We start from the raw sequence: 12,045 nt of genomic DNA, 5'->3' as shown, positions 1-12,045 counted from the left end.
GGCGTCGACGGGTCCGGCAGTCGGCGCCTGGGCAAGGGGGATCAGATCGACAGGTCGAGGATGTCGTCTGCCTGGGAAGCCAGTTTGCGAGTTACCGCATCGCGCAGGATCTGGAACTGGCGAATGCTGAAGGTGCCTTGCTGCGATGCGCGATAAACGCGAGTGGAGGATTTTTCAAACTCACGGGTGATTGCGTCGCCTGTAGAGACGGCACGGTCATACGCGATCTGAAAGCTCTTCATGTGCATGATGGGCAGGCCCTGCGGGCTCATTTCACAATCCACAGCCTGGAAGGTGCTGGACTTGCCCGTGGTGCTGATAGTACTGCGCTCGAACAGGCGTTGCGCGGCGGGAGCGTGGGTCATGGCCTGGAAACTGCGCCCCAGGCACCGAGCCATTCGGTGCTTGGCGCCAAGGTCGCGGCTGATGATGCTGATCGCAACCTCCGCCAAGGTGGATTTTTCCTGGTCCATGGCTTCCTCGGCATGGGCTGCGCCGGTCATGGTCCAGCCTAATTTGGCCAGGCCATGGGTGTAATGGTTGTACCACTCACGCTGCTGGGTTTCCTTGTCGAAGGCTTTTTCGGACGACAGGCCGATCAGCCGCATGCTCGCGGCCACGTCTTCGGCAACGCTGGCTGGAACATTCTCGGCAAAGATGCAGAGGGTGTTGCCGATCAGCAGCACGCGCTCTTCGCCCTCGTTCTTGAGAGCATCGATCGCCTGCTCCACGGGCGATTTGGGCATCGACAGTTGTTTCACGAATGCTTCCGGTGCGGCGTCAGGTTTGTCTTTGGTAGACATAGGTTCCATTCCTAGTGCGAACGGGCCAGGTGGCCCTGGTGAGGTACCGGCTTGGGAGAAGCCGGGAGGCACTATGGCGGGAATGGATAAGGGCGATAACCGGCAAGCGGTTCCGGGCCACCCCTCAGGGTGGCGCCGGAAAGGCACGGCCGGTCATTGGTCCGGGGCGTCGTTCTCTTCGCCTTGGGTGCCGATGGTTTGCAGGTATTCGCTACGCTCGTCGCTGCGCTGAGCCATGCAGTCGTTGAGCGCAGTCTGGCTGGAATTACCGTCCTTGTCGGCTTCGAGCACTTCCACCGCGCAGTCGGCATCGCGCAGTTTGTGCCACAGGTCTTGCGCGGCCTTGACCTTGGCCAGGTAATCCTTGAGCACGGCCGGCTGGTCGCCGTATTGCGCGGTAACGCGGGCGTTGAGGCCGTTATAGGCGTCGTTGAGTTCGCCCTCGGCGGTTTTCCGGTTGTAGACCGAGCAATCCAGGCTCTGCTGGCTGGTTTCCACATTATCGCAAGGGGTAGGGCCATCTTCGTCGGCTGCCTGTGCACCTGCGGCGACGAACGCCAGTATCCATAACCACGATTTCATTACACGCCCCCAGGTCCGTGCGCAAAAGATCCACGAATTCTGGCCCATGGCCCGCCGGATGAACAGCAGCACCCGTGGATTTCATCTTGGCCGGGCACGCCGCTGTCGGCGGGCGAGGCAGCTTTGACGCTTTCGGCAATTCCCCTGTCGTTTTTGCATCCGGGCGCGCCTGCGCGGGGGCATATGCTGGCCCCAAAGCGCCGACAAACGATTCGGCGTACCGCTGACAAGGGGATCGCCTGATGAGCCCAGCTTCGAGCCCGGCCGAATTGCACGCCGACAGTATCGTCATAGACGGGCTGATCATCGCCAAGTGGAACCGCGAGCTGTTCGAAGACATGCGCAAGGGCGGCCTGACCGCTGCCAATTGCACGGTGTCGGTATGGGAGGGCTTCAAGGCTACCTGCGACAACATCGCCGCCAGCCAGAAGCTCATTCGCGAGAACAGCGACCTGGTGATGCCGGTGCGCACCACTGCGGATATCCGCCGCGCCAAGGAACAGGGCAAGACCGGCATCCTGTTCGGTTTCCAGAACGCTCATGCCTTCGAAGACCAGCTCGGCTACGTGGAGCTGTTCAAGCAGCTGGGCGTGGGTATCGTGCAGCTGTGCTACAACACGCAGAACCTGGTGGGCACTGGCTGCTACGAGCGTGACGGTGGGTTGTCCGGCTTCGGCCGCGAGGTGGTCGCTGAAATGAACCGGGTCGGGATCATGTGCGACCTCTCCCACGTGGGCTCGAAAACCTCCGAAGAAGTCATTCTTGAATCCAAGAAGCCTGTCACCTATTCCCACTGTCTGCCACTGGGGCTCAAGGAACACCCGCGCAACAAGTCCGACGCGGAGCTGAAGTTCATCGCCGACCACGGCGGTTTCGTCGGCGTCACCATGTTCGCCCCGTTTCTGGCCAAAGGCATCGACTCGACCATCGACGACTACGCCGAGGCTATCGAGTACGTGATGAACATCGTTGGCGAGGACGCTATCGGCATCGGCACAGACTTCACCCAGGGCCATGGCCAGGACTTCTTCGAGTACCTCACCCACGACAAGGGCTATGCCCGCCGCCTGACCAACTTCGGCAAGATCATCAACCCGCTGGGCATCCGCACCGTGGGCGAATTCCCCAACCTCACCGAAACGCTGCTCAAACGCGGCCATAGCGAACGGGTGGTGCGCAAGATCATGGGCGAGAACTGGCTCAACGTGCTTGCCGACGTCTGGGGCGAGTAGTGATCGGCATTGCAGCCTGGGCAGGCCAGTAGCGGCCGTTCCCCCCCTACAGCGATAGACCCTTTCTGATTGGAGCTGAGTTCCATGGCCAAACACGCCCCTGAATTGCCAATTGAAGTCGATAGCGAAACTGGCGTCTGGACCAGCGATTCGCTGCCGATGCTGTACGTGCCGCGGCATTTCTTCGTGAACAATCACATGGGCATCGAGGAGGTGTTGGGCGCCGACGCCTATGCCCAGGTTCTCTACAAGGCCGGCTACAAGTCCGCTTGGCATTGGTGCGAGAAGGAAGCGCAGTGCCATGGCCTGGAAGGCGTGGCGGTGTTCGAGCATTACATGAAGCGCTTGAGCCAGCGCGGCTGGGGCCTGTTCAAGATCCAGGACATCGATCTGGAGCAAGGCACCGCCAGCGTGAAGCTGGAACACTCGTGCTTCGTGTACGTGTACGGCAAGGTCGGGCGCAAAGTCGATTACATGTTCACCGGCTGGTTCGCTGGCGCCATGGACCAGATTCTCGCCGCCCGCGGCAGCACTGTTCGCACCGTTGCAGAGCAAGTCTACGGAGGCTCCGAAGAGGGCCACGACGACGGCCTGTTCGTCGTCAAACCGTTGTAAAGCCGAGGACCGTGAGATGGCTTTCGAAGCGATGTTCCAGCCGATCCGCATCGGCAACCTAACGATCCGCAACCGGGTGCTCAGCACCGCGCACGCGGAGGTGTATGCCACCGATGGCGGCATGACCACCGAACGTTACGTGAAGTATTACGAAGAGAAAGCCAAGGGCGGGATCGGCCTGGCCATCTGCGGCGGCTCCTCGACCGTGGCCATCGACAGCCCCCAGGGCTGGTGGAAGTCGGTCAACCTCTCCACCGACCGGATCATCCCGCACTTCCAGAACCTCGCGGACGCCATGCACAAGCACGGCGCCAAGATCATGATCCAGATTACCCACATGGGCCGCCGCTCGCGCTGGGACGGCGAGCACTGGCCGACCCTGATGTCGCCGTCGGGCATCCGCGAGCCGGTGCACCGGGCTACCTGCAAGACCATCGAGCCGGAGGAAATTCAGCGGGTCATTGGCAATTACGCGCAAGCCGCGCGCCGGGCCAAGGAAGGCGGCCTGGATGGCGTGGAGCTGAGTGCCGTGCACCAGCACATGATCGACCAGTTCTGGAGCCCACGGGTCAACAAGCGGACCGACGAATGGGGCGGCAGTTTCGAAAACCGCATGCGCTTCGGCCTGGAGGTGCTCAAGGCCGTGCGCGCCGAAGTGGGCGACGACTTCTGCGTGGGCTTGCGCATCTGTGGGGACGAATTCCACCCCGATGGCCTCAGCCACGAAGACATGAAACAGATTGCCGCCTACTACGACGCTACCGGCATGGTGGACTTCTTCGGCGTGGTGGGCTCTGGCTGCGACACCCACAACACCCTGGCCAACGTGATCCCGAACATGAGCTACCCGCCGGAGCCCTTTCTGCACCTGGCGGCGGGCATCAAGGAAGTGGTCAAGGCGCCGGTGCTGCACGCGCAGAACATCAAGGACCCGAACCAGGCCACGCGCATTCTCGAAGGCGGCTACGTGGACATGGTCGGCATGACCCGGGCCCACATCGCCGACCCGCACCTGATCGCCAAGATCAAGATGGGCCAGGTGGACCAGATCAAGCAGTGCGTGGGCGCCAACTACTGCATCGACCGCCAGTATCAAGGGCTGGACGTGCTCTGCATCCAGAATGCTGCCACCTCGCGTGAATACATGGGCGTGCCGCACATCATCGAGAAAAGCACCGGCCCCCGGCGCAAGGTGGTGGTCATCGGCGCAGGCCCGGCCGGCATGGAGGCGGCGCGGGTATCGGCCGAGCGCGGCCATGACGTGACCCTGTTCGAGAAAAAAGAGCAGATCGGCGGGCAGATAACCATTGCCGCCAAGGCACCGCAGCGTGACCAGATCGCGGGCATTACCCGCTGGTTCCAACTGGAACTGGCGCGCCTGAACGTGGACCTGCGCCTGGGCACCGCCGCCGACGTGGACACCATCATGGACCTGCGCCCCGATGTGATCGTGTTGGCCAATGGCGGTCACCCCTTCCTGGAACAGAACGAACACTGGGGCGCCGCCGAGGGGCTGGTGGTGAGCAGCTGGGACGTGCTCGACGGCAAGGTCGCGCCCGGCAAGAACGTGCTGGTGTACGACACCATCTGCGAGTTCACCGGCATGAGCGCGGCGGACTTTCTCGCCGACAAGGGCAGCCAGGTGGAGATCGTCACCGATGACATCAAGCCCGGCGTGGCCATGGGCGGGACGACCTTCCCCACGTACTACCGCAGCCTGTACCCCAAGGAAGTGATCATGACCGGCGACCTGATGCTGGAAAAGGTTTACCGCGAAGGGGACAAGCTCATCGCCCTGCTGGAAAATGAATACACCGGCGCCAAGGAAGAACGTGTGGTGGACCAGGTAGTGATCGAGAACGGCGTGCGGCCCGACGAAGCCCTGTACTACGCGCTCAAGGAGGGCTCGCGCAACAAGGGCCAGGTCGATGTGGAAGCCTTGTTCGCCATCGAGCCGCAGCCTGCGCTCAGCCAGCCCGGCGACGGCTACCTACTGTTCCGTATCGGTGACTGCGTGGCCCAACGCAACGTGCATGCGGCCCTGTACGACGCCCTGCGCCTATGCAAGGACTTTTAACATCGCTGCCTTGGAATGCGGGTTCTGTAGGAGCTGGCGATAGCCTGCGAACCGTACGCCCTGCGCCTATGCAAGGCTTTTAATACCGCTGCCTGGGAAAGCGGGGTTCTGTGGGAGCTGGCGATAGCCTGCGAACCGTACGCCTTGCGCCTGTGCAAGGACTTTTAATACCGCTGTCGTGGAAAGCGGGGTTCTGTGGGGGGCAGGCGATAGCCTGCGAACCGTACGCCCTGGGCCTATGCAAGGCTTTTAATACCGCTGCCTGGGAAAGCGGGGTTCTGTGGGGGCAGGCGATAGCCTGCGAACCGTACGCCCTGCGCCTGTGCAAGGACTTTTAATACCGCTGCCGTGGAAAGCGGGGTTCTGTGGGAGCTGGCGATAGCCTGCGAACCGTACGCCCTGCGCCTATGCAAGGACTTTTAATACCGCTGCCTTGGAATGCGGGGTTCTGTGGGAGCTGGCGATAGCCTGCGAACCGTACCAACACGGTTTTCGCGGTGAACCGTTCGCAGGCTATCGCCAGCTTCTACAGGTATCGCTTGCGCCTTAGCTCAACCGGAGGCCTTTGTGCCATGTTGAACACCCTCCTCCCCGTTCTGCTGTTCGCGGCCATCGCCCTGACCCTGCTGGGTGCTGCCCGCCGCGTGGCCCTTTGGCGGCAGGGGCGGCCGGCTAAGGTCGACCTGCTTGGCGGCTTGCTGGCGATGCCGCGCCGTTACCTGGTGGACCTGCACCATGTGGTTGCGCGGGATAAATACATGTCCAACACCCACGTGGCCACGGCAGGCGGCTTTGCCCTGTCAGCGGCGTTGGCGATCGCGGTGCACGGTTTTGGCCTGCACAACCGCGTGCTGGGTTATGCCTTGCTGGTGGCGACCGGGGTGATGTTCTGCGGTGCCTTGTTCGTGTACAAGCGCCGGCTCAATCCTCCGGCGCGTTTGTCCAAAGGCCCCTGGATGCGCCTGCCAAAAAGCCTGCTGGCATTCGCCGGGAGTTTTTTCATCGCTACCTTGCCGGTGGCCGGAGTGCTCCCGGCGGACTTCGGCGGTTGGGTGCTGGCTGCAATACTGGCGCTAGGCGTGCTGTGGGGAGTAAGCGAGCTGTTCCTGGGCATGACCTGGGGCGGTCCGCTCAAGCATGCGTTCGCAGGTGCCTTGCACCTGGCCTGGCACCGCCGCGCCGAACGGTTTGGCGGCGGGCGCTCTACGGGCCTCAAGGCGCTGGACCTGGCCGACCGCCGGGCACCGCTGGGCGTGGAGAAACCCAAGGATTTCACCTGGAACCAGCTGCTTGGCTTCGATGCCTGTGTGCAGTGCGGCAAATGCGAAGCGATGTGCCCAGCGTTCGCCGCCGGCCAGCCGCTGAACCCCAAGAAACTCATCCAGGACATGGTCATTGGCTTGGCGGGCGGTACCGATGCCCGCTTCGCCGGCAGCCCCTATCCAACCCCGGACGGCAAGGGCAAGCCCCTCGGCGAGCACGGCGGTAACGCCCATCAACCGATCGTTAACGGCCTGGTGGATGCGGACACCCTTTGGGCCTGCACCACCTGCCGCGCTTGTGTGGAAGAGTGCCCGATGATGATCGAGCACGTGGACGCCATCGTCGACATGCGCCGCCACCTCACCCTGGAAAAAGGCGCCACGCCAAACAAAGGCGCGGAGGTGCTGGAGAACCTGATCGCCACGGACAACCCGGGAGGCTTCGCTCCCGGTGGCCGGCTGAACTGGGCGGCTGACCTGGACCTTCCGCTGCTCGCCGAGGTGAAGCAGGCCGAGGTGCTGTTCTGGGTCGGCGACGGCGCCTTCGACATGCGCAACCAACGGACCCTGCGCGCGTTCGTCAAAGTGCTGAAGGCCGCGAAGGTCGACTTCGCCGTACTTGGCCTGGAAGAGCGCGACAGCGGCGACGTGGCGCGCCGGCTGGGTGACGAAGCGACCTTCCAGCAACTGGCGCGGCGCAATATCCACACCCTGGGGCAGTACCGCTTCAAGCGCATCGTGACCTGCGACCCGCACAGCTTCCATGTGCTGAAGAACGAGTACGGCGCCCTAGGCGGGAATTACCAAGTGCTGCACCACAGCACCTACATCGCCGAGCTGATGGCCGCGCAGCAACTGAACGTGGGCACGCACCGCGGCGGTAGCGTGACCTACCACGACCCCTGCTACCTGGGCCGCTACAACGGCGAATACGAAGCGCCGCGGCAGGTGCTGCGCGGGCTGGGCATCGAGGTGAAGGAAATGCAGCGCTCAGGCTTTCGTTCGCGCTGCTGCGGTGGCGGTGGTGGTGCGCCGATCACGGACATTCCTGGCCAGCAACGAATCCCCGACATGCGCATGAACGACATCCGCGAAACCGGTGCCGAGCTGGTGGCCGTAGGCTGCCCGCAATGCACCGCGATGCTCGAAGGGGTGGTGGCGCCGCGGCCGGCCATCAAGGACATCGCCGAGTTGGTGGCTGAGGCGCTGATCGAAGCACCGGCCGAACCCGCAAAGCAAGCGCAGCGAGCGCCGCGTGAAACGGCAGAGGTGAACGAATGAGCGACGTGATACGCAGGGACCCCCGCACCGAGTGGATCGCTCGCAACCGCCTGCACCCCTTGCACAGCGCGCTGCAGACCTGCCAGGCAAGCTGGGCCGGGCCTTCTGGGGTGGTGCGCAAGAACCCGCACGCGGTGGGCTTTACCGGGCCCAACGGCATCCGCCGGATCGACCGCAGCGGCGCCGAACAGGGCGGTAACGTCAAGCGTCTGGTAGCGGCGGCCGAAGTGCAGCGGCCGCTGCACCGGGTGCCAGCGCCGGCGTTTTATGTGGCCGTGGTGCCCGACATGGTTGGCGGCCGCCTGAGCAGCCATGACCGCGACCTGCTCGGCCTTGCGCATCAGTTGGCGGGTAGCGAGGGTGCTGTGCTGGCGGTGGTGTTCGGCGAGCACAAGGAAACCGGTTTCGATACCGCCGGGGTAGACCGGCTGCTGGTGCTGGGCGGCCACGAATACCTGGGCTATGTGCCCGAGCAGCGCATTCAAGGCTTGCAGGCGCTGGAAAGCCAACTGCGCCCGCGCCACTGGCTGTTCCCGGACAGCCGCGACGGCGGCGCCGAGTTGGGCCGGCGGCTGGCTGCCCGCCTGGAGGAGCGCCCGGCAACGCGCGTCTGGCACGTCAAGGATGGCCTGTGCAGGGGCCGCGCTGGCGCAGGCCAGCAGGACGTTGCGCAGCCGCTGCCAAGGCTGATACTGGCCGCCGCCGAATGCGCCGAACCCGTGGACGAAACCCGCCATGAAGCGCTGCCGTTCAGCCTCGAAGCCTCGGTGGCTCGCACCCTGGCGCGGATAGAAGACCGCGGCGCCGTCGCGGTGGACCCCGCTGCTATCCCCATGGCCGAAGCGGAGTTCATCCTCTCCGGAGGCAACGGCGTGAAGGATTGGGCCCTGTTCCATCAGGCGGCTGTTGCCTTGGGCGCTACCGAGGGGGCCTCCCGGGTGGCCGTGGATGACGGCTTCATGACCCGCGACCGCCAAGTGGGGGCCAGCGGCACCTGGGTCACCGCGCGGGTGTACGTGGCTATCGGTATTTCCGGCGCAATCCAGCACCTGCAAGGCATAGGTGCCTGCGACAAGGTCATCGCGGTCAACCTGGACCCCGCCTGCGACATGATCAAGCGCGCGGACCTGGCGGTGATCGGCGACAGCGCCGAGTTGTTGAATGCCCTGATCGACGCGGTCGCCGCATGGCGCCACGGTGCAAAACGTAACGCAGCCTGAGGTAGGTCAATGAACAGCAAAGTGGTAAGCCTGGTGTCGATCGGTGCCCATCCCACCTCAGGAAGGGCCCGCCGCGCCGAACAGGACGCTCGCGCGGTCGAGCTGGGCCTGCGCCTGGCTGGCGATAACTTGCAGGTGCTGCACGCCGGCGACGTCGCCGAGCCAGCCCTGCGCGATTACCTGGGCATGGGCCTGGCGCAGTTGCATGTGCTGGAGCAACCAGCGGGGGCGGACGCTTTGCCCGGGCTGGTGGACTACTTGCGCGACGCCGGGGCTCAGCTGGTGCTGACCGGTACGCAGGCCGAAACCGGTGAGGGCTCTGGGATGTTGCCGTACCTGCTGGGCGAGCGCCTGGGTTGGCCGGTGGTCGTAGGCCTTGCCGAAGTGGAGCGCATCGAGAACGGCGTGGCCCAAGTGCTCCAGGCCCTGCCAAGGGGGCAAAGGCGCCGCTTGAATGTGCGCCTGCCCATGCTCGCCACCGTGGACAGCGCTGGGCCCAAAGCCAGGCAGAGCGCATACGGCCCCGCCCAGCGAGGTGAGTTATTGCCTCATGACGTTGAAGTGGCCTTCGACGAGTTGCTCGACGGCAATGCCCTGCAACCCGCCAAGCCTCGCCCCAAACGGCTGAAGGTGATCAAGGCCAAAAGCGGCGCCGATCGCATGAAAGCCGCCACGGCCAAGGCTAGCGGCGGCGGTGGGCAGGTGCTCAAGGGGGTGAGCGCGCAAGTGGGCGCGGAGGCGATTCTCAAGTTGCTGGTGGAGGAGGGGGTGGTGCGGTAGTGTCCGCAGCCATAGCCGAGCGCCTCACCGGGCTGGGGTTTTCCGCGAGTACCCCATCAAACTGCTAGCTAGGCTACCTAAGGGGGTTCGCCTAAGGTGACGGCAAACTGCCGGGAAAGGCCATGACCTATTCTTTGTTTGCCACCGACCGGGCCCACAGCGTGCTGGCCGTGCGTCGCACCCCTGTGATCCGTCACATCAACTACCGCCCATTCGGCGCCGCGAGCCATCGGCACGCGCGCGGCCGCGTTGCGTTCAATGGCCAGTGGCGCGAGCCGGGTACGGGTCACTACGCATTGGGTAACGGTTACCGAAGCTATTCAACCGAAATGGGCCGTTTTCTGCGCCCTGACCTATACAGCCCATTCGATAAGGGCGGCCTGAATAGCTACGCATACTGCGCTGCCGAGCCGGTAAACCGCCGTGATCCCGACGGTGAGGCCTTCAGCGCCATCGCGATCGCAGGCTTGGTGAGCAGTGTGTCAACGTTATTCATGCACGTAGGCACCATTGGCAGCACCAGTGCCAAGCAGATAAAGCCCGCCATGCGCTGGGCAGCGTTCGCCTCGATCATGGGGGCGGCTGTTTCGATCGCTTCGTTGAGTATCAACGCCCGCTCACCGGAGTCTCCCGTGGCTACCCCGCTCGCTTGGGCGGGGGTCGGCCTGGCGGTGACTGCCGCGGCGTTGCGCCTGTCGGTCAGTGTGCCAGCCATGATTGAGGCTGGCCCCTATAGAGTACTGGGCCGTTTGTTCGGCGGGCCGCTAGGCCCCGGTGTGAGAGCGGGGCCGTCCGGCATGGAGGGGCGGATATTGGCACGCCGGTAGGTGCTTGCCCGAGCCGCTGTCAGTCGGCGGTGGCGACTCCCTTGAGATAGGGCGCCGGCGCCGCCCCCAGGTTGCTCAGCATGCGCTCGCTGTACCAGTCGATGAAATTCACCACGCCGAACTCGTAGGTTTTCGAGTAAGGGCCAGGCTGGTAGGCGGTGGAGTTGATCCCGCGCTGGTTTTCCTCGGCCAGGCGGCGGTCCTGGTCGTTTGTGGCGTCCCACACCTGGCGCAGGCGGGCGGGGTCGTAGTCCACGCCCTCTACCGCATCCTTGTGCACCAGCCATTTGGTAGTGACGATGCTTTCCTGGGCGCTGATCGGCCATACGGTGAACACGATCACGTGATCCCCCATGCAATGGTTCCAGGCATGCGGCAGGTGAAGGATGCGCATCGAGCCTAGGTCCGGGTTCTTGATCCGCCCCATCAACTTGTTGCAGCCAGGTTTACCGTCCATGGTCATGGACACGGTGCCCTTGAGCAGCGGCATACGCACGATGCGATTGCGCAGGCCAAAGCTGGCGTGCAAGTACGGGATGTTTTCCGCTTCCCAGGCTGCGGCGGACTGCGCTACGTGGTCCTTGAAGGCTTGGTCTGCGCGGGGGTCGTTGGTGTCGTCCCATTCCAGCAGCGTGTTGAGCAGCTCCGGATGGGAACCTGTGCAGTGGTAGCACTCACGGTTGTTCTCGATCACCAGCTTCCAGTTGGCCTTCTCGCGCAGCGTGGTCTGCACTGCGACCTTGGTGTTCTCCATGTCGTAGGGCTCCATGTAATGGCCCAACGTCTGGAGGAACTCGTCGATGGCGGGTGGGTTCTGCGCCAGGCTGATAAAGATGTAGCCGCCGGCGCTTTTGACCGCCACCGGCTTGAGGCCATAGGCCTTCATGTCGAAGTCGCTGCCCATCTCGCTGCCGGCGAACAGCAAGCGGCCGTCCAGCTCGTAGGTCCACTGGTGGTAGGGGCACACCAGTTTGGCCACCTTGCCCTTTTCCCCAGCGCACAGGCGCGAGCCGCGGTGGCGGCATACGTTATGGAAGGCATGGATGGCATTATCCGCGCCGCGCACCACGATGACCGGGTTCTTGCCGATCTCCAGGGTTAGGTAGTTGCCCTTCTTCGGGATCTCGCAGGTCATCCCGGCGATCAGCCATTCCTTGTGGAAGATCTCCTGCATGTCGATGTCGAACAGGCGCTCATCCGTGTAGAACGGCTGCGGCAGCGAAAAGGTACGCTCCCGGGTTTGCAGCATGTGGGCGGTGGCATTGCGCGCGGGTTCCAGGGGGTCGCCAAGGCTCAGGTTCTGGGTGACGTCCATCGTTTAAATCCTCAAGGCCGGCGCGCCGGCGCACTTTGGCTACAGGTTGCG

10 protein-coding genes are annotated in these 12,045 nt (G+C 63.8%); 7 read left to right on the top strand and 3 right to left on the bottom strand.

Annotation, left to right across the window (positions count from 1 at the left end):
- Positions 1–41: 41 nt before the first annotated feature.
- Complete coding sequence (locus tag OGL93_RS04810; RefSeq protein WP_263261242.1) at positions 42–803, bottom strand: hypothetical protein; 762 nt, start codon at positions 801–803, stop codon at positions 42–44.
- A gap of 153 nt (positions 804–956) precedes the next feature.
- Complete coding sequence (locus OGL93_RS04805; RefSeq protein ID WP_263261241.1) at positions 957–1,385, bottom strand: lysozyme inhibitor LprI family protein; 429 nt, start codon at positions 1,383–1,385, stop codon at positions 957–959.
- A 242-nt stretch (positions 1,386–1,627) separates the two neighbouring features.
- On the opposite strand from OGL93_RS04805, the gene OGL93_RS04800 reads away from it, so the two are divergent.
- The 7 genes from OGL93_RS04800 (at position 1,628) to OGL93_RS04770 (ending at position 10,679) form a co-directional block, all read left to right on the top strand.
- Entirely contained in the window at positions 1,628–2,617 is a 990-nt protein-coding gene (locus OGL93_RS04800; protein WP_263261240.1) for a dipeptidase, read from the top strand.
- Between the two features lie 84 nt (positions 2,618–2,701).
- Positions 2,702–3,232, top strand: coding sequence for a DUF5943 domain-containing protein (locus OGL93_RS04795; RefSeq protein ID WP_263261239.1), 531 nt, complete (start codon positions 2,702–2,704; stop codon positions 3,230–3,232).
- Positions 3,233–3,248: 16 nt separating this feature from the next.
- A complete protein-coding gene (dgcA, locus tag OGL93_RS04790; protein WP_263261238.1) occupies positions 3,249–5,309 on the top strand; it encodes a dimethylglycine demethylation protein DgcA in 2,061 nt (686 codons plus the stop codon).
- A gap of 572 nt (positions 5,310–5,881) precedes the next feature.
- The gene (dgcB, locus tag OGL93_RS04785; protein ID WP_263261237.1) at positions 5,882–7,852 is read left to right on the top strand and encodes a dimethylglycine demethylation protein DgcB; all 1,971 of its coding nucleotides are present in this window, start codon (positions 5,882–5,884) and stop codon (positions 7,850–7,852) included.
- Positions 7,849–9,072: an electron transfer flavoprotein subunit alpha/FixB family protein gene (locus tag OGL93_RS04780; protein ID WP_263261236.1), complete on the top strand. Its 1,224-nt coding sequence runs from the start codon at positions 7,849–7,851 to the stop codon at positions 9,070–9,072. Before dgcB ends, OGL93_RS04780 begins: the two co-directional genes overlap by 4 nt.
- A gap of 9 nt (positions 9,073–9,081) precedes the next feature.
- Positions 9,082–9,852, top strand: a complete 771-nt coding sequence (locus tag OGL93_RS04775) for an electron transfer flavoprotein subunit beta (protein WP_263261235.1) — start codon at positions 9,082–9,084, stop codon at positions 9,850–9,852.
- A gap of 122 nt (positions 9,853–9,974) precedes the next feature.
- Positions 9,975–10,679, top strand: a complete 705-nt coding sequence (locus OGL93_RS04770; protein WP_263261234.1) for an RHS repeat-associated core domain-containing protein — start codon at positions 9,975–9,977, stop codon at positions 10,677–10,679.
- Positions 10,680–10,698: 19 nt separating this feature from the next.
- Here OGL93_RS04770 and gbcA read toward each other — a convergent pair whose 3' ends face one another.
- The gene (gene gbcA / locus OGL93_RS04765; RefSeq protein WP_263261233.1) at positions 10,699–11,994 is read right to left on the bottom strand and encodes a glycine-betaine demethylase subunit GbcA; all 1,296 of its coding nucleotides are present in this window, start codon (positions 11,992–11,994) and stop codon (positions 10,699–10,701) included.
- Between the last annotated feature and the right edge of the window lie 51 nt (positions 11,995–12,045).

This window comes from Pseudomonas sp. RIT-PI-S (assembly GCF_025642975.1).
Taxonomy (GTDB): domain Bacteria; phylum Pseudomonadota; class Gammaproteobacteria; order Pseudomonadales; family Pseudomonadaceae; genus Aquipseudomonas.
The sequence above is the reverse complement of the archived record's forward strand: the minus strand, read 5'-3'. Positions and strand labels throughout refer to the sequence as shown.

Bases quoted from the DNA above. Each gene is read 5' to 3' on its own strand.
- OGL93_RS04795 (WP_263261239.1), top strand. From the start codon at position 2,702: ATGGCCAAACACGCCCCTGAATTGCCAATTGAAGTCGATAGCGAAACT.
- gbcA (WP_263261233.1), bottom strand. From the start codon at position 11,994: ATGGACGTCACCCAGAACCTGAGCCTTGGCGACCCCCTGGAACCCGCG.
- OGL93_RS04770 (WP_263261234.1), top strand. From the start codon at position 9,975: ATGACCTATTCTTTGTTTGCCACCGACCGGGCCCACAGCGTGCTGGCC.
- OGL93_RS04775 (WP_263261235.1), top strand. From the start codon at position 9,082: ATGAACAGCAAAGTGGTAAGCCTGGTGTCGATCGGTGCCCATCCCACC.
- OGL93_RS04800 (WP_263261240.1), top strand. From the start codon at position 1,628: ATGAGCCCAGCTTCGAGCCCGGCCGAATTGCACGCCGACAGTATCGTC.
- OGL93_RS04805 (WP_263261241.1), bottom strand. From the start codon at position 1,385: ATGAAATCGTGGTTATGGATACTGGCGTTCGTCGCCGCAGGTGCACAG.
- dgcA (WP_263261238.1), top strand. From the start codon at position 3,249: ATGGCTTTCGAAGCGATGTTCCAGCCGATCCGCATCGGCAACCTAACG.
- dgcB (WP_263261237.1), top strand. From the start codon at position 5,882: ATGTTGAACACCCTCCTCCCCGTTCTGCTGTTCGCGGCCATCGCCCTG.
- OGL93_RS04810 (WP_263261242.1), bottom strand. From the start codon at position 803: ATGTCTACCAAAGACAAACCTGACGCCGCACCGGAAGCATTCGTGAAA.
- OGL93_RS04780 (WP_263261236.1), top strand. From the start codon at position 7,849: ATGAGCGACGTGATACGCAGGGACCCCCGCACCGAGTGGATCGCTCGC.